Genomic DNA, 14,849 nt, shown 5'->3' with positions numbered 1-14,849 from the left:
AATTCAGTGGAATTCCTCTTCGGGCGGTACCGGCGCCGGAAGGACGACAATCCCTTCATCGAGCAGTTCGCGGGTTTCATTGATCGTCGCCACGCCGCGAATGTTGCGTGCCGGAGTTTCTTCGTAGTGAATGCGGCGCGCCTCTTCGGGAAAGCGCTCGCCGACGTTCTCCGCCTCCCGCGCCATGCTCACCAGGGCCTGGTGCAGTTGCGCCATGGCAGGCGCCACAACCGGAGCGGCCGACTTATCCTGGGATGCGAGTTCGGCTCCACCGCGCTTGACGTGGGGCGCCGACGGCAACTGGCTTACCGCCGAGGTCTGGCACTGCGGGCAGTGCACCAGTTGGCGCTGGCTCTGGCTGCGAAACTCCTCGCCCGAAGCAAACCAGCCTTCGAAATGGTGCCCGTGGTCGCAGAGGAGATTGAGGACTATCACAAGGATTGGTGGATGGTGCCCGGAACCGGACTTGAAGAACGGCCGTTAAGCCTTGCGCTGCCTTGATTGGCGTAGCAGCACATCAAAAGATGCCCCCAAATGTGCCCCCATCTAAGTCGCATTGTTGGGGCATTCTATCCCATGGATCGACCATCACGCCCGCCAGTCGTAGCGGCTGATCTTCGGCAGCCCCGAGCGGTCAAGTCCGGTCACCTGGCACCAGAGCGCGATCATCCTCTCGCCATCGCAATGCTTTGGCTCGGCCCCCTGCTTCCATCCCTGCACGGTGCTCTTGGGCGTGCCGACGGACGTCGCTATGCTGCTGTGCGTGAAGCCTCGTCGGCACAGTTCGACGATGACGAGGAACCAGTTCACTCGCAGGTCGGCTTCGTCTATATGTAAAACGCGCGCCTGCGAGGCGCGGAGAGTGCAGAACCCACCCGAACGGGAAATTACTGCACCCCCTTGATGGCGGCGGCGAGCTTTCGGATTGCCTCCAGCTTCCTCGCCGGCGCGTGCAAGTTTCGAAGACGTAGCTCGACGCGATCGATGGAGCATCCAGCGGCCAGCCATTCGGCTACCTTGATCGACAGCCGCGCCTTCTCCAGCCTGTAGGCCTTGCGGTAGTCATCCAGCGTGGAATCTCCATCTCGCGGCACACGGGCATTGGCGACCCGCCTGATCAGTCTGGTCACCCATCGAGGAAGCGCCGCGCTGCGATCCATCAGACAGCCTCAGAGAGTAAGGCGACCAACTCAGGCAGTTTGCCTGCGTCGATGGTCAGCCCTTTGCGGCTCGGTACATAGTCACCGCCGCTGGCCGGGACATACCAGACCCGGACGTCGACGACGGGGCGACCCTTCCAGATGCCGCGGGACACTCTCACCTCGGCGCTTTCGCTCTTTCGAATCGCTCCTACAGTGCGTTCCATGCTTCGTTAACCCTACATCAGTGAAGGGTTCGATGGCTTCGATCGTTCTGATCGGGTGCCAGATCAGACCGCGACGCCTGTTCGTGAGAAAAGAGAATTCGCGACTCCGACGGGTAGCCGCCCAGAATCAGCTCGACAGAATCTGCAGCTCGCACGAAGGCTAGCTGGTCGGCAGCAGCGAGGTCGCCGAACCGCTCGCGGCGTTCGTCGCCGACTGGCAGGTGCATGAACTCGTCAAGGGTGATGCGCTTGGGCACGATCAGCGTCCCGCCATTGCTTCGAGCCGCGGAGCCCGGTCGGGAAGAGTCTGACCCGGCCTCCAGTAGAAGTCCTGCCCGTAGTCGCGATAGACGCGATCCTGCATCCGTCCCAAATAGTTCGGAGACAGGAATTCCTGCGCCTGATGCAGGAAGGCATGATCGAGTGCGGCGCGGATGTACCAGACGTTGATCAGCGGCGCGTGTCCGAGACCGAAGCGCAGCGCCTCGGCGCCGGCATGGGTGTCCCTCCCTTCCTTCGCTTGGCGAATATTCTCCAGGATCAGATCGCCGGCGAGCTCGTAGGCATCGCCGACCACAGGGCCGGCGATCGCTGAGGCGAGCGTCGCCGCACCGCTCTGGCCGCCACGCCCATGCCCCGAGAGCCCGGCATAGAGCAGGTCGCCGAAGATCGAGGCGCCCCCTCCCTGAGCGAAGGCCTGGAACCAGAAACGCGGGTCGGTCTTGTCGCGCGGATCCTTGCCGGACTGCACGTCCTTCAGATCGAGCGAAAGGGAGCCGAACAGCGTCAGGCCCAGCGCCAGCGACGCTCCATAGCCGATGCGCGAATTCCCCGCCTCGTTGGCCTCCAGGGCCCGCATCCAGTGCCGCGACACCATAGCAAAGGGGAAGCCCTTGAACAGGGCCACGCTGCGCGCCAGTTCGCCCTCGATCGTGCCCTTCTGCAGGCCGCGGTTGAGCTGCGCACGAGTGTAGATGTCCTGACCAAGGGAGGCATATTCCGACTCGTCGATGATCGCGCCCAGGAGGCGGGAAATCGCCTTATTGCGGTCGCCGAGTTGGAACCCGGCCGCCTCCAGATCGGCAAGCGGAACCGCCTTGATAGACTCCGGCGTGAGCATCCGGCTCCCCCGCCAGTCCTCGAGCTGTGCCATGCGGTAGATGCTCCAGTCGGCTTCCGTGATGCCCTTGGCCGCCATCCGGTAGCGGTCGCCGGCATCGAGCGCCGACCACTCCAAGCGTGTGATCTTGCCCATGCCGCCCATCATAGTCAGCGAGAAGGCCCGGCGGATAGCATCCGTCCAGGCCGTCAGCAGCGACGCCTTCATGGTGGCGTTCGCCAGACGCGCGGTCCAGCCACGACCGACATTGTTCTCGCCCCAGCGGTTCATGTCGGCAATGACCGAGTCGGCCACCAAGCCGGCCCGGTTCGCATACTCGGCCGCATCGTCACCGAAGGCGCGTACGAAGTTGGTCAGGCCGTCGAAGAATGGCAGGCGGTTGTAGTGCAGCGTCGTTAGGAAAGTCTGCACGTCGTTGGTGGAGCTGAGCATAGCCTTGCCGAGCTTGCCCATCACCTCGATGTTTCGCACGCCCTGAGCGATCTCGCCGAGCTTGGCATACTCGCCCATCTGGGCCACCTTTCCGGACAGATTGTCCCAGAGCTGCCGCGTCGTCACCGGCAGCACGCCATGCCAGATGCGATCCGGCTTGCCATCCTTCGCCGCCACGTCGTGGAAATAGCGGAACAGATGTTCTGGATTCGGCCCCCAGGTCTCCAGCAGGGCGATGTCGCGCGCCATGACGCTGACGTGCCCTTGGAGCGCGTCGAAGATGTTTCCGCGGCCGAAATCGGAGTGGTAGGCCAGATACTCTTCTGGCCCCTTGAAGTGGATCTGGCGCCCGTCGGCATGCCGGTTTGCGCGCGCACTGTGGCCTGACAGGACGCCGGGCTCCAGCTTGTTGAGGCCGTCGCTCTGGATCGTTTCCCAGGCATGGGCGAAGAAGTCCCCCAACTCGGCGTCATTGAAGAGCCTGCCGTCGGGGTGCACATACCGCTCGCGGTCGATCAGCGGCAGGATGGACCGCACCCACTTCTCGACGCCAGCCTCGCGCACGCGCAGTGCATCGTGCGGCTGCGGCAGGTTCCAGTTCTCCAGGTGACGGATCATTCCGCCGGCGGCATTGAAGCTCTGCCGCATGGCCTCTGACACTTCGCGCCAGGCTTTCGCACCTGCCTGCGCGATTGGGTTGCCCGTGTCGTGGCCGAACATCTCGAACACCAGGTCACGCACTGCGGCAGGGTTCTCCAGCATGCCGAGCAGGCGCGGCTGAGCGGCGCGGATGGTATCCGTCAGCTGCGAGAAGAAGTAGCGCGCCGTGCCGGTCGCGTAGATGTCGGCGTCGTGGATGGCGTCGCCCAGCCCGTCGTAGGCCTTGCGCCCCTTCGTCTGCGCCCGGTCGATGAAGCCGGCAATGCGGTCATGCGCCTTGACGGTCAGGGCTACCCTCTGCTTCAGCGTGGCCGCTTCCCGGCGCAACTGGTCGGCGGCCAGTTCCCCAGCCTTGGTCAGCATCGAGGATGACGTGATGGCCTCGCCGGACTCCTGCAGGGTACGGCGCGCTGCCGGGAACATCGCCTTGATGCGGTCTTCGATGCCCTGGATTTCCTGTTGGTTCAGCGTGCGGCCGATAGCCTGCTGCACGGCATTGATGCATTCCGGTCTCATGGTCTCAACCTCTCAGAAAACAGGTGATAGCCGCCGAAATGCCGCGTGTTTCCTCGTCGGCGACGATCTGGTGCGCATCGGCCTCAGCAAGCAAGTCGGCTGCGGTGCGGAGGATGGGCCGGCCGCTGGCGTCGAGTTCGCCGGTAGGAAGCAGTTTGCCGGGATCGTCGGCCAAGGCCTGGTAGGCGGCTCGCTGCTCCGGGGTGTCGGCAACCTCGGCACTGCGTCGCAGACCATCCTTAGTTGCCTGCTGCGCGGCTGCTATACTCGGATCGACCGGCTGATCCTGTCCGGCCCGGTGCAACACGCCGGGTTGAGTATCCCCGGCGCGAGTGTCAGACCACTTGCCGGGAGATTCAGGACTCCAGTCGGTCTTCCTTTTCGAGAGCTGGGCGCGCGACCCTGGCCGCTTCGGCTCCTGCACGTAGGTCGACACGACGTGGCGCGGTTGGTCACCATCCATCGGCTTGTCCACGAAGACGATCTGGCGCATCCGGCCGGCCGCATCAGGCAGCTCTACGCGCCACTCGCGGTAGCTGGATCCATCCTTGCGCGGAATTGGCGTCGGATCGAAGTTGCGCACCACCTCGGGAAAAGCGGTGATGTCGCCACGCGTCACCTGAGACTCAGGCAGCTTGTTCGAAGCCTCGCCATGGCGCCAGAGAAACTTCACCAAGCCGAAGCCCTGTCCCTTCACTTCCACGTCGCCCAGACCCTTCCATCCGCCGCGGGCCATGGCGACGGCCTCGATATCGTCAGGCCTGATCATGACCAGCGGATCATCCGCCGGCCCCCGGTGATCGCCGAGGACGCGGCTATAGGCTTCGTCGAGCTTCGTCTTCTCGATCCGCACCAGGTCAGCCACCCGCACCGGGTCGCCACGATCCATCAGCCGTGCCGCTTCATCCATGGCGCGGATGTGCGCGTTCGCGGCGGTGATGTCTCCGGCGGCACTTAGGCTGCTGCCATCGGCATGTGCGGCCAGGTTCGCCACCCGCGCAGCGTCGATCTGCTCAACCGTTGGGCGGATGGCGCGGCCCTCGATCGCGGCCTTCACGCCGGCGGCGATCTGTGCACCACTATAGGGTTGTTTGCCGTTCTCGTGGCGGACGATGGCCTGGGTCAGTCTCGTTAAGGTTCCCTCGTCGTTGAGGTTGAGCCTGTCCGTCGCCTTGACGGCGAGTTCCCTCGCTACGGTTGCGACATAGACGCCGGTCTTGTTCTCGTCCGGCGGGGACCAACGACCAATGATGTCTTGAACCGTGTCGAGACCGTGTCGATCCTGATAGCTGATCAGGTTGCGCGCCATCGCCGCGATGCCCTGCTCGGGCGTGGAGAAGACTTCGAAGCGGGATTCTGCGCCGGCGACCTTGCCGTCCCATGGGATGTCTGACTTCACGAGGTTGCCGGGATTGTTGTTGCGGATCCCGCGCGGCTCCCCTTTGAGCGATCGCAAGGCATGCGCGCCAACTCCAAAGGCCGCCGGCGCTGCCGTCGAAACGATCAGCCCCATGGGGTCGAACGGTTTGTAGTCTTCGGCGATGCGGTCGTACTGGGCAGCTCGCACGATCTCGCGGATGGAGGCCTGCTCGGCAACGTAGGCCGCGGGGCCGCCGGCGACGACGATGCCCGCGGTCTGCAGTTTGGTCTTGCCGGCCACTGGCAGGGCCGCCGACACGGCCGAGGCGACGCCATGAACGGCCCCGGCCTTGATCGCCGTGCCAGTGTCCACGCCCTTGTCTTCGAGACGCATGGTCTCGTTGGCGCCCTCGTCGAGGCCGAACATCGCCGCCCCGGGCAGGGGCCCGCCGAGCATCGAATACCCGACGGCCTTGCTGGCGGTCTTGCCGAAGCCGAAGACCAACTGGGAGGCCGTGCCGGTGACGCGCGGATCGGGCGTCAGTCGGTTCAGCTCCGGGGTGATCTGGTGCCGCAGGTCGTTTTCGCCGATGCGATCGACCGTCTCGCGCTTCAGCTTGTCCAGGTCCGGTACCGGCTGGCCGCCGAGCACGGTCGCCATCGGTGCGTCGCGGAAGGCGGCGGCCTTGCCGTAGGCATCGAGTGCTGGTGAAAGCGCCCGGCCGACTTCGAGCGGGGCGGCCATCAGGGCATTTCCGGCTGCGCCCCAGAAATTGGCGAAGGCTCCCGGCCCCGGCTCGGGCTGGCGCATCATGTCGCGCAGGCGGGCATCGGCTTCGCCAGTGACGAGATCGAAGGCGCTCAAGGCTTCACCGTCACGATCAACGGGGTTCCGGCCTTGTCCGTCAGCGGCCGGGCGCCGTTCAGAATCACGTACTGATTGCTGCGAACATTGCGCAACGGCAGCCTGTCGTACTGCGGGCGCAACTCTTCGGGCAGCGCGGCGCGCAGTTTCTCGCGGAACTGCTCGTCACTCATGCCGACGATGGGCTTTAGGAAGGATGCCCCGCCCTGCTTCATCACCGGCGTGGTGCGCTCGATCGCCTGCTCGAAGACGGCGGTATCTACGATCTCTGGATTCTTGGTACCGCCGCGGCTCGCCAACAGGCCGGCATAGGTCGCCTGCACCAGTTCGAACTGTGCGTCCATCGCCTGGGGCGTGCCGGCGAAGGTGTCGCCCACCTTGTCGTTGAAGCGCCGCAGCATGTCGGCCTTCTTCGGCATGATCCAGGTGTTCATCTTCCCATCCTGCGCCTTCTGTCCCTTCGTCGGGTTCAGCAGCGATTCGCCGAGCAGAGCGAGCTGCGCCGTCTGGCGCGCCGTGATGCTCTCGTCTGGGCTGAACACGTGCGGCTGCACGTAGTCGGCACCGCGGGCCGCCAGCGACCCGGCCAGCGCCCTGACCGGGGAATCCGGGGCGATCTGGACAAGCGTTCCCTGATAGGCGGTGTCGTCGCCGATCGCCAGGCGCATTGCGCGGAAAATTTCGACCTGCTGGTCCGGGGCTAGCTTGTCGAGGGTTTTGGTCAGGGCATCCGCCTCGTTGGGGAGCAGGACACGAGCCTTTACCGTGTCACCGTATTGGCTGCGCAGCGCCGCCACCGTCGCCACGCGCTCGCCGATCAGGCCGGCGACCTCTTTGCCCTGGGCGGGATCGAGCAGCATGCCGAGGTCGAGGGGCTTCACAACGTCGCCTGTGCGATTCTGGGCGAACAGCAGGGGCGCCTCCTGGAGCTGTTTGCGGCTGTTCTCGAGCACCCGCTTCAGGCGGTCGACGTTGGCTTTGTCGCGCAGCGTGCCGCCGTCGTTGAGCATGGCCGCCTCACGCTCCCGGATGAAGGTCGCCTGCTTTTCCAGCGGCTCACGTAGCAGGCGCTGTACCTCTTCTTCTGACTTTATCCGATCGCGGAAGGCCTCAGACTGTTCTGTGCCCCGCGTATCAGTCTCCCATTGCACCCACATGTCAGGCGTGGCCGGAACACCGGAGGCGATCTGCTGGTCGATCTTGGCGATGGTTCGCTCTGCCGCGGCTTCCCTGCGATCGGACAGATGTTGAACTTTGCTCTCCAGGCTAAGCCGATGCGCCGCTACCGTCGCCAGCAGCACTGCCCGTTTATCCGCATTGAGGCGGCTCATGTAGAAACCGTCGCCGCTCTTCAGATCACGCTCCATCGCCGTCAGGTCGTCGAGGTTGCTTCGGGATACAGTCGCTCTGATCTTCGCCTGGTTGAACCAGTTGCCATCCCTGAAGTCCTGCACCAACTTGCCGACCTTGTCGGCGGCAATGCCGGCCTGAGGTCCGAGCGCCTTCGCCGCCTGCTCGAATTCGTTATTGATCGTATCGATGTCTGCGCCAGGCCGCCCGGCATCTTTCGCCATCGTGTCGCGGATAAATTCGAGGTTACCGGCCAGTTCCTGGCGGCGCTGCCCTTCGAGCAAATGATTCAGGCCGATCATCGCGCGCTGCTCGACGCCCTCGAAGCGGATGCCGGCCTGTGCGCGCAGCCATTCAGGGACACCGGACATACTTTTCGTCCTGACCTCACTCATGGCGCTGGAAAACGTTTGCGGAGCCTTGTCGCGCGTGATCTCCCCGGTGGCGATCTGTTCCTTCACACCATCCAGAGCATCCTGCGCCGCCGACTGGTGGGTGATGACGGCGACCGTCGCGTGCGAGCGGTCCTCCTCTTCCTTTTGGCGTTGCTGTTCATTCAGCAAGTCTGTGGCTACCTGCATGCCGGTCTCGCCGAGCTTCTGAAGGGCGGCGCCCCCAGTGTCGAAAGCGGCGGCAGGAATTCCCACCTTGGGGGCGGGATTCGCGATGACAGTTCCGAAATTGCCAAGGGGGATGCGAGCCATAGATCAGTCCCAGATTTGCTTATCGTAGGTGCGAGAGTTGAACGGGCCGGAGGCGGAGTACGTGCCGTCGTACCCGCGGGCCAAACCCGATCTCTTCCAGCCACCCATCACCGTTGCGCCGCTTTGGAGCACAGTGCCTACCGCCTTGGTGTAGGAGTTCGCAACGGCGTTGTCACCGGCCTTACCGAGCAGTTGTGCCTCCTGCTGCGCCGCAGCCGTAGCACGTTGGCCGCTCAAGATCGCCGACAGCGCGTCTTCCTCGGAGTTCTGCGTGATGGTCTTCTGAACTTCCAGCGGCGTGCCCTCGCCGAGCCTGACGCCGGACGCCGCGAGCGACGCATTCGCCTCGCCGACTTGCGCCCTTCCCGCTTTGCGAATCTTCTCGGCCTGGGACTTGGCGGCATCGGCACGGTAGGCGGCATCGTTGATGCTCTGCTGCGCCTGGGTGTTGTACATTTCCCTCTGCTGCTGTCCTTGATTGATCTGCCCCCCAATCGAAAGCACAGTTCCGGCGGTCATTAGCGCCGGAGCCAAAGAGAACGCCCCGGCCGTGCCGATCAATCCAGTGGTCGCTGCCGCCGTTGTTGTTGCCGCCGACCCAAACAAAAGCGGTTCCATACCTGTGCACATGGCTTACCCCTCGAATCCGACTGAAAACTGTTTGAGGCCCAATGCCCGATAGAGCGAGACCGTTTCCTCGGTCTGAACCCCTGTTGAAATGCCGAGCTGAATCATCTTTGCCCCCTTGGCCTTGGCCCACTCGATGTATCCCCGCACCAGGCGCGCGGCCGTCATGCCGCCCCGCTGATCGGGTAGAAGGAAAACGCCGTAGTCGTTCGAGACCAGATCGTCAGAAAACCAGTGTGGTGTCACGACGCCAGCCATGCCGCCGACCACGGCGCCAGCGCGATCAGCTACCAGCAGCAGGCCATCGGGCGACTCGATCAGCATCAGGAAGAGCTGCATCAGCTTGGGAGTCGAGAGGTTCAGCCGGGAGAACCTGGGCGACTCGGCGTGCAGCACCGCGCCGATTTCAGCAATGCGGGCGACGTCGATATGGCTGGCGGCACGGATCGTCGGCATGGTCATGCCCGCCCGCCGTCCGCCTCGAACAACTCGCGCTTGCTGCGCGCCATGCGGTACACGCGCAGCAGGTCGGCATCCGTCGGCGGTTGGTCTGCCTCACCACACTGGACGCCCTGGGTGCCATCGCGCCACTGAATCAGCGTCATCGTGCGCCCCCGTCCATGCCAATCGTCGCGCATCCGGACGAGTAGGCGATATGAGCGCTCGTCCTGCTCGTGGCTGATGTCTTCGATCTGCATCAGCCCGTAGTTCTGCGGGTCGATCGTCTCAGCGTCGCTCAGCGTCGGCGGCAGATGGGGAACCAAGTGGCGCGGCAGGAAGGCCGGGGGCGCGAGATTGGGGGCGTCGATGGTGCGCATTGGTTCGGCCCTCAGTCGTCCGCAATACCGCGAGCGCGGTGCTGATGGCGGGCGGCATCGCGGCTACTGCTCCTCCCGGCCGCTGCCTGCCGAATGTTGGGCCCGGAATATCTCGCAAAGCTCATCTGCTCTGGAGCGTAGGACAGCGTGATCTCGCCCAACGGACCGTTGCGGTTCTTGCGCACCAGCAGCTCAGCCACGTTCGCCCATTCGGGCGCCGCGCTATAGAGCGCTTCCCTGTGCAGCATCACGACAATGTCGGCATCCTGCTCTATCTCGCCGGAGTCGCGCAGGTCGCTCATGATCGGGCGCTTGTCAGTGCGGCTCTCCACGCTCCGATTGAGTTGAGCCAGAACGATAATCGGTACGCCGAGTCCCTTCGCTACCTCCTTCAGGCCGCGGCTGATGCTGCCGATCTCCTGCACGCGGTTGTCGCCTTGGCCCTTCATCAGGCCCAGGTAATCGATGACGACCAGGTCAAGGCCGTGGATGCGCTTCATGCGCCGCGCGCGAGCTCGGACGTAGGCGACTCCGATGGCGGGTTTATCGTCGATCCACAGGCGCTGCCTCGACGCTGCCGGCAGTACGCTCGCCATGCGATCCCATGCCTCGTTCGACTTGGTACCGGCGCGCATCGCATGGACGGAGACCGAAGACCGCGCCGCAAGGATCCTCATGCCGATCTCGCGCCGGGTCATTTCCAGGGTGAAGAACAGCACCGCGCCGCCGGAGTTCGCCACGTTGTCTGCGACGTTGCAGGCGAACAGCGTCTTGCCGACCGAGGGGCGCGCGGCGACGACCACGAGCTGCCCGGGCTCCAGTCCTCCTGTGAGCTGGTCGAAGTCATCGAAGCCGGTACGCAGTCCGCTCGTGTCGCCGCGTTCGTCGATGTAGGTCAGGGTGTCGTTGAGCACGTCCAGCAGGGCCGCCGGCTCTTCGGTTTGCTCGTCGATCTCTGCGGCCAGGCGTTGCTCCGCGGCGGCGACCAGGTCGGCCACCGTGCGCGAACCAGGTCGCGCGCAGGACGCGGCCAGCTCGTCGGCGACCAGCATCACCCGTCGCAGCGCGGCCCGTTCCCGCACGATCTCCGCGTAACGGCGGATGTTCGCCGCCGAGGGTGTGGCGTTGGCGATCTCGCCCAGGTAGGCGAGCCCCCCGGTCTGGTCGACCTCGTTGGCCTTCTCGATCGACTCGAACACCGATACCACGTCGGTTTCCTTGCCGGCGCCGGCCAGCCTGCCGATGTGGCGGAAGATGCGCCGATGGTCGTCGCGGAAGAAGTCGCCATCAGCGACGACGTCGGCGATCCGATCCCACGACCGGTGATCGAGCAACAGGCCGCCAATCAGGGACTGCTCGGCTTCGATGGAATGCGGCGGCAGGAGAATACCGTCAGGCGCGTTCATGCGGCCTCCCTGAAGCCATGAACACGCTGCGCCTGCTGCCCCTGGGCGGTCAGGAAATATTCTGTCCCGTTGTGACCCCAGAGCCGCAACCATCCGCCCTCTACAGCCTTCAGGAAGACGCGGCGCCAGTCTAGGTACCGCTTCGCCTCGTTGGTGCCGCCGGGAAGATAGCGCCTCTTGAACTCAAGCCACGCCAGATCGACAAACGCATTCGGCAGCCCTGATAGCTCGACATAGTTAAGCAGGGGCTGGTAGTCGCTGATCGGCTTCTCTCCGGCATGGTGGATGGTCTCGTACCAGGTGCCGAAGGTGACTTCCTCCTTTTTCGGTTTCGTCTTTCTTGCTGAAGGCGGGAGCGCTTGCGCGGCCCCCTGATGGTTCACTGACGGTTCACTGACGGTTTGGCTTGCATCGGTGCTAGCCGTCTGCGCGCATCCATGCGAGTCGTCTCGCGCATCGGTGCTAGCCGTACCCCTAGCATTGGCGCTAGCCGTCTGCGCGCATCCATGCGAGTCGTCTCGCGCATCGGTGCTAGCCGTACCCCTAGCATTGGCGCTAGCCGTAGGGGTGGCATCCATGCAAGTCGTCAGACGTTCCAGATTTACCCGATATTGCCGAGTCGCCCCGGGCGCTCCGCCGTTCTCGTTACCGACAACCGACACGAATGCTTCTTCGATCAGGCGATGCACCACCCGGCGGGCTTGTGAGACAGAAAGGCGCGTCTTCTTGGCGATTGAGGCCACCGAAGGATAGCAACGGCCCTCGTCGTCGCTCCAGTCTGCCAGGGCGAGCAGGGCCAGCAGTTCGGTGCCGCCGCCAGGGTACCGATTCCAAACCTGGGTCATGACGCTGATACTCATGGCTCAGCACCCGTGCGGCATGCGCCGGTTCGCCACAGCCTTTCGCCATTCGTCCATTAACCTGGCCTGCGCCTGGGTCGTAAAATCATGCAGAAAGGCCCAGCAGGATCCGTCGCGCCCCCAATAGACGGCGGGCGCTTCGAACTGGCGTGTAACACCATAGTTTCCTCGGATGTTCTCGAAACGCACCGGGGCGTGGAACTGTTTGCCGAGTGTCGGCACACGATCGGGCGATTGCCTCGGTGGACCGCCCGGGTTGGGCTTCGCGTGGAGTCGCACTACCCGCGCCGCTTGTGGTTCCCGCCCGGCGGCGCTTTCATTTCCGGCCACGGTATCGCCCCGATCAGGCCGCTACGGCACAAGGTTCGCTGGAGTGTTTGGCGCCACCGCGGGATACCGCGATCCTGCCGGTGATCCACTGGTCTATTTCGCTCTCGACCCAACCGACCGCCTTCTCGCCGAGCGACACGGGCGCCGGGAACGATGGATCGTAGCTCGATGCCTTGGGGTTCAGCCGGTCATAGATCGATGAGCGCGACAATCCCGTCTTGGCTTCGACTTGCTTGCGTCGCAGAATGACCAACGGATACTTGGCTTGATCGGACATTGTCAGCCCCTATTGGAATGAATATAGGGGCGAGAATATTGACCGGGCTATCAGGAGTCTATTTTTCTACCCCGTTTCCAACGATTTTCGGGGCTTGCCCCATGATGCTGTCGGCCTTCGGCGCAAGTTCTAGGTCCCCGCAAGGCATCACAAGTTCCCGGCCTACCCACCGGCCATCATTGCGCAGCAGCTCGGCGGCCAGCCCTTCCAGTCCAAGTGTCTTGTCCGGGATGCGCTCGGCCAGCGAGCTTTTCGTATATCGCCAACGTTCCCGCAGAGGCCATTGCCGGCCTTCGCGCCGCGCTTCCTGCTCCCGGGAAAACCATGACTCGAAAATCTGCTCCACTCTGTCCGGGCCAAGTGCGCGGCCATCGCTGTCGGCTCTGTTGAGGATTCTGCGGGCCTCCAGCGCGACGACCTCGCAGGCACCGGCGCCATCGCCGCGGGAACGGAGCGGGTAGCCCCAGGATGCAAGCTGATAGACGGAGCGCCCGATTGCCGAATCAGCTGCCGCAGTCTGCGGACTGGAACTACTGCGGGGACGTCCTCGGCGTTTCGGATTCGGCATGGTCATTCAGTCACCGAAAACGACCACACCGGAATTCCCCCTCGACGTCAGCCACCGGATTCGCTGCGCCGCCCTTCTGCGAAGGCCGTTCATTCTTGGGATTATTCCCGCAGTGTTCAGCTGCAGGCGTTGACACCAGAGACAGCGCCGGCCGCGCGCGCTCGCGCTCGACCAGCAGCCGGGCGAAGGCCTCGGCGAATCCTGCTGCAGGCGAGTTCGTCTCGGTGATGGTGATGCGCTTGGCCATGGTCAGAGGAATTTGATAGATGCGCGATCAATCTCTCTGACCACAACATCACTGAGAGCGACGATCGCAGTGTTTTCCCGGCGTTTCGATATTACGAAAGCCGCTTCGTGCGCAATTTCAGCAGCAGCTACCAAATCGGAAATATTGGTGGAGAACATCCAAAGCATCGTCGCGATTTCGGCGGGCTCCTGAAGGGCTCCAGAGCGTATTCCGTCCGGCCCCCTATCCGGATCTTGGCAAATGAGCGTTGCCAGTCCCTGCATGATTTCAGCGGTGTTGCTCAACTGCAGATTGATATGTTCCGCATCGTCCAACTCTCCCAGCGTCTTGTCGTCCAGATCGTTCAGATCGATCGCGCCGTAAAGGGCGTTCAGTACCTTCCCCGCGCTCATGCCGCACCCCCGACCCCATCAACGAGATCATCTCGCGCGCTTTGGATCAACTGCCCGACACCGGCGTACATTGCGGTATGAAGGATATCGCTGGAGGGTTGATGTTCCTCGTCTCCGCTCACAAGAATAGCCAAAGCGGTGCACAGAGCGTGGGCTCCGTCGAGCTTGAGGGTTGCCGCGTCGAACTTTGCGCTGTGGATTGCTATGCTGCTGGTAGTATCGTTATCAGCCATGTTTGCATCTCCTATCAAGGTGCTTCGTGGTCAGGCGGGTTTGGTGCTCGAACACCTTGCCCGCCGCTTTTCCCGATGAGCCGCATCGGGTACGGTTGAATCGTCAGGCGGCCATCAACTCGGCCTTGATCGGCTTGATGCCGGCCAGGCGCTCTGGGTGCTGCTGTACATCCCACAAGTCGACGGCGGCCTGCATACGCAGCCAGCTCTCCGGCGTGGTGTTGAGCAGCTTGGCGACGCGCGACGCCATCTCCGGCGTCATGGCCCGCCTCTCGTGCAGTAGTTCGGAAACCGAGAGGCGCGACACGCCGAGGCGCTGAGCTAACTCGGTCTGCGTCATTTCGAGGGCCGGCAGCACGTCCTCGCGCAGGATGACGCCGGGGTGGGTCGGCCGGCGCTTCGGGTCTCGTAGGCTCTTCATCAGTGGTAGTCCTCCAAATCCACATCGACGGCATCCTCGCCCTCGAATCGGAAGGTGATGCGCCAGTTTCCGGTAGCCGTCACGGCATAGGTGCCCTTGCGATCGCCCGTCAGCCGATGGAACTTGTAGCCGGGGATGTTCATGTCCTCCGGCTTGGCGACGGTATCCAGGCGGTCAAGCATGCGCTCGATCCTGGCCTCGCTCTTCGCCAGAATGCCGCGGTGGTCGCCCTTTCTGAAAAACCGCTCAAGCCCCCGATGTCTGAATGTCCGAATCATGGTCGCATGTAATCAGTTGC

20 protein-coding genes are annotated in these 14,849 nt (G+C 63.7%); all 20 read right to left on the bottom strand.

The window, feature by feature from the left end; all coding sequences use genetic code 11:
- Positions 1 to 3: 3 nt before the first annotated feature.
- Positions 4 to 435, bottom strand: a complete 432-nt coding sequence (locus SUTH_RS07935) for a DUF1178 family protein (protein WP_041098369.1) — start codon at positions 433 to 435, stop codon at positions 4 to 6.
- 153 nt (positions 436 to 588) lie between these two features.
- The gene (locus SUTH_RS07930) at positions 589 to 810 is read right to left on the bottom strand and encodes a hypothetical protein (protein WP_052473448.1); all 222 of its coding nucleotides are present in this window, start codon (positions 808 to 810) and stop codon (positions 589 to 591) included.
- A 77-nt stretch (positions 811 to 887) separates the two neighbouring features.
- On the bottom strand, positions 888 to 1,160 hold the full coding sequence (locus tag SUTH_RS19010) for a hypothetical protein (protein ID WP_052473447.1): 273 nt from the start codon (positions 1,158 to 1,160) through the stop codon (positions 888 to 890).
- Positions 1,160 to 1,366, bottom strand: a complete 207-nt coding sequence (locus SUTH_RS20350; RefSeq protein WP_041098368.1) for a transcriptional coactivator p15/PC4 family protein — start codon at positions 1,364 to 1,366, stop codon at positions 1,160 to 1,162. Before SUTH_RS20350 ends, SUTH_RS19010 begins: the two co-directional genes overlap by 1 nt.
- A gap of 17 nt (positions 1,367 to 1,383) precedes the next feature.
- Positions 1,384 to 1,623, bottom strand: a complete 240-nt coding sequence (locus SUTH_RS07920; protein ID WP_041098367.1) for a hypothetical protein — start codon at positions 1,621 to 1,623, stop codon at positions 1,384 to 1,386.
- Between the two features lie 2 nt (positions 1,624 to 1,625).
- A complete protein-coding gene (locus SUTH_RS07915) occupies positions 1,626 to 4,094 on the bottom strand; it encodes a hypothetical protein (protein ID WP_041098366.1) in 2,469 nt (822 codons plus the stop codon).
- 4 nt (positions 4,095 to 4,098) lie between these two features.
- Positions 4,099 to 6,318 carry a hypothetical protein gene (locus SUTH_RS18385; RefSeq protein WP_052473445.1) on the bottom strand — a complete coding sequence of 740 codons (2,220 nt, stop codon included), beginning with the start codon at positions 6,316 to 6,318 and terminating at the stop codon, positions 4,099 to 4,101.
- Positions 6,315 to 8,372 carry a hypothetical protein gene (locus SUTH_RS07905; RefSeq protein WP_041098365.1) on the bottom strand — a complete coding sequence of 686 codons (2,058 nt, stop codon included), beginning with the start codon at positions 8,370 to 8,372 and terminating at the stop codon, positions 6,315 to 6,317. Before SUTH_RS07905 ends, SUTH_RS18385 begins: the two co-directional genes overlap by 4 nt.
- Positions 8,373 to 8,375: 3 nt before the next feature.
- Positions 8,376 to 8,990 carry a hypothetical protein gene (locus tag SUTH_RS07900; RefSeq protein WP_052473444.1) on the bottom strand — a complete coding sequence of 205 codons (615 nt, stop codon included), beginning with the start codon at positions 8,988 to 8,990 and terminating at the stop codon, positions 8,376 to 8,378.
- Between the two features lie 15 nt (positions 8,991 to 9,005).
- Positions 9,006 to 9,461 carry a GNAT family N-acetyltransferase gene (locus SUTH_RS07895; RefSeq protein ID WP_084207302.1) on the bottom strand — a complete coding sequence of 152 codons (456 nt, stop codon included), beginning with the start codon at positions 9,459 to 9,461 and terminating at the stop codon, positions 9,006 to 9,008.
- Positions 9,458 to 9,817: a hypothetical protein gene (locus SUTH_RS07890; protein ID WP_041098363.1), complete on the bottom strand. Its 360-nt coding sequence runs from the start codon at positions 9,815 to 9,817 to the stop codon at positions 9,458 to 9,460. The genes SUTH_RS07895 and SUTH_RS07890 overlap by 4 nt, the downstream gene beginning before the upstream one ends.
- A gap of 11 nt (positions 9,818 to 9,828) precedes the next feature.
- Entirely contained in the window at positions 9,829 to 11,223 is a 1,395-nt protein-coding gene (gene dnaB, locus SUTH_RS07885; protein ID WP_052473442.1) for a replicative DNA helicase, read from the bottom strand.
- Positions 11,220 to 12,083, bottom strand: a complete 864-nt coding sequence (locus SUTH_RS19005) for a helix-turn-helix domain-containing protein (protein ID WP_052473440.1) — start codon at positions 12,081 to 12,083, stop codon at positions 11,220 to 11,222. Before SUTH_RS19005 ends, dnaB begins: the two co-directional genes overlap by 4 nt.
- A 343-nt stretch (positions 12,084 to 12,426) precedes the next feature.
- Entirely contained in the window at positions 12,427 to 12,690 is a 264-nt protein-coding gene (locus SUTH_RS07875) for an AlpA family transcriptional regulator (protein WP_052473438.1), read from the bottom strand.
- Positions 12,691 to 12,748: 58 nt separating this feature from the next.
- On the bottom strand, positions 12,749 to 13,264 hold the full coding sequence (locus SUTH_RS07870; RefSeq protein ID WP_041098362.1) for a hypothetical protein: 516 nt from the start codon (positions 13,262 to 13,264) through the stop codon (positions 12,749 to 12,751).
- Positions 13,265 to 13,268: 4 nt separating this feature from the next.
- Positions 13,269 to 13,505: a hypothetical protein gene (locus SUTH_RS07865; RefSeq protein WP_041098361.1), complete on the bottom strand. Its 237-nt coding sequence runs from the start codon at positions 13,503 to 13,505 to the stop codon at positions 13,269 to 13,271.
- A 2-nt stretch (positions 13,506 to 13,507) separates the two neighbouring features.
- Positions 13,508 to 13,897 (bottom strand): hypothetical protein, encoded by a 390-nt coding sequence (locus SUTH_RS07860; RefSeq protein ID WP_041098360.1) that lies wholly within the window; start codon positions 13,895 to 13,897, stop codon positions 13,508 to 13,510.
- Positions 13,894 to 14,130, bottom strand: a complete 237-nt coding sequence (locus SUTH_RS07855) for a hypothetical protein (protein WP_041098359.1) — start codon at positions 14,128 to 14,130, stop codon at positions 13,894 to 13,896. Before SUTH_RS07855 ends, SUTH_RS07860 begins: the two co-directional genes overlap by 4 nt.
- Positions 14,131 to 14,233: 103 nt before the next feature.
- A complete protein-coding gene (locus tag SUTH_RS07850) occupies positions 14,234 to 14,551 on the bottom strand; it encodes a HigA family addiction module antitoxin (RefSeq protein WP_041098358.1) in 318 nt (105 codons plus the stop codon).
- Positions 14,551 to 14,829 carry a type II toxin-antitoxin system RelE/ParE family toxin gene (locus SUTH_RS07845; RefSeq protein ID WP_041098357.1) on the bottom strand — a complete coding sequence of 93 codons (279 nt, stop codon included), beginning with the start codon at positions 14,827 to 14,829 and terminating at the stop codon, positions 14,551 to 14,553. Before SUTH_RS07845 ends, SUTH_RS07850 begins: the two co-directional genes overlap by 1 nt.
- Positions 14,830 to 14,849 lie beyond the last annotated feature (20 nt).

It is taken from the genome of Sulfuritalea hydrogenivorans sk43H (assembly GCF_000828635.1).
Lineage (GTDB): Bacteria > Pseudomonadota > Gammaproteobacteria > Burkholderiales > Rhodocyclaceae > Sulfuritalea > Sulfuritalea hydrogenivorans.
The sequence above is the reverse complement of the archived record's forward strand: the minus strand, read 5'-3'. Positions and strand labels throughout refer to the sequence as shown.

Coding starts and splice junctions, on each gene's coding strand:
- SUTH_RS07875 (WP_052473438.1), bottom strand. CDS start 12,690: ATGTCCGATCAAGCCAAGTATCCGTTGGTCATTCTGCGACGCAAGCAA.
- SUTH_RS07870 (WP_041098362.1), bottom strand. CDS start 13,264: ATGACCATGCCGAATCCGAAACGCCGAGGACGTCCCCGCAGTAGTTCC.
- SUTH_RS07905 (WP_041098365.1), bottom strand. CDS start 8,372: ATGGCTCGCATCCCCCTTGGCAATTTCGGAACTGTCATCGCGAATCCC.
- SUTH_RS07845 (WP_041098357.1), bottom strand. CDS start 14,829: ATGATTCGGACATTCAGACATCGGGGGCTTGAGCGGTTTTTCAGAAAG.
- SUTH_RS07900 (WP_052473444.1), bottom strand. CDS start 8,990: ATGGAACCGCTTTTGTTTGGGTCGGCGGCAACAACAACGGCGGCAGCG.
- SUTH_RS20350 (WP_041098368.1), bottom strand. CDS start 1,366: ATGGAACGCACTGTAGGAGCGATTCGAAAGAGCGAAAGCGCCGAGGTG.
- SUTH_RS07915 (WP_041098366.1), bottom strand. CDS start 4,094: ATGAGACCGGAATGCATCAATGCCGTGCAGCAGGCTATCGGCCGCACG.
- SUTH_RS07895 (WP_084207302.1), bottom strand. CDS start 9,461: ATGACCATGCCGACGATCCGTGCCGCCAGCCATATCGACGTCGCCCGC.
- SUTH_RS07890 (WP_041098363.1), bottom strand. CDS start 9,817: ATGCGCACCATCGACGCCCCCAATCTCGCGCCCCCGGCCTTCCTGCCG.
- SUTH_RS07860 (WP_041098360.1), bottom strand. CDS start 13,897: ATGAGCGCGGGGAAGGTACTGAACGCCCTTTACGGCGCGATCGATCTG.
- SUTH_RS07850 (WP_041098358.1), bottom strand. CDS start 14,551: ATGAAGAGCCTACGAGACCCGAAGCGCCGGCCGACCCACCCCGGCGTC.
- SUTH_RS19005 (WP_052473440.1), bottom strand. CDS start 12,083: ATGAGTATCAGCGTCATGACCCAGGTTTGGAATCGGTACCCTGGCGGC.
- dnaB (WP_052473442.1), bottom strand. CDS start 11,223: ATGAACGCGCCTGACGGTATTCTCCTGCCGCCGCATTCCATCGAAGCC.
- SUTH_RS07865 (WP_041098361.1), bottom strand. CDS start 13,505: ATGGCCAAGCGCATCACCATCACCGAGACGAACTCGCCTGCAGCAGGA.
- SUTH_RS07855 (WP_041098359.1), bottom strand. CDS start 14,130: ATGGCTGATAACGATACTACCAGCAGCATAGCAATCCACAGCGCAAAG.
- SUTH_RS19010 (WP_052473447.1), bottom strand. CDS start 1,160: ATGGATCGCAGCGCGGCGCTTCCTCGATGGGTGACCAGACTGATCAGG.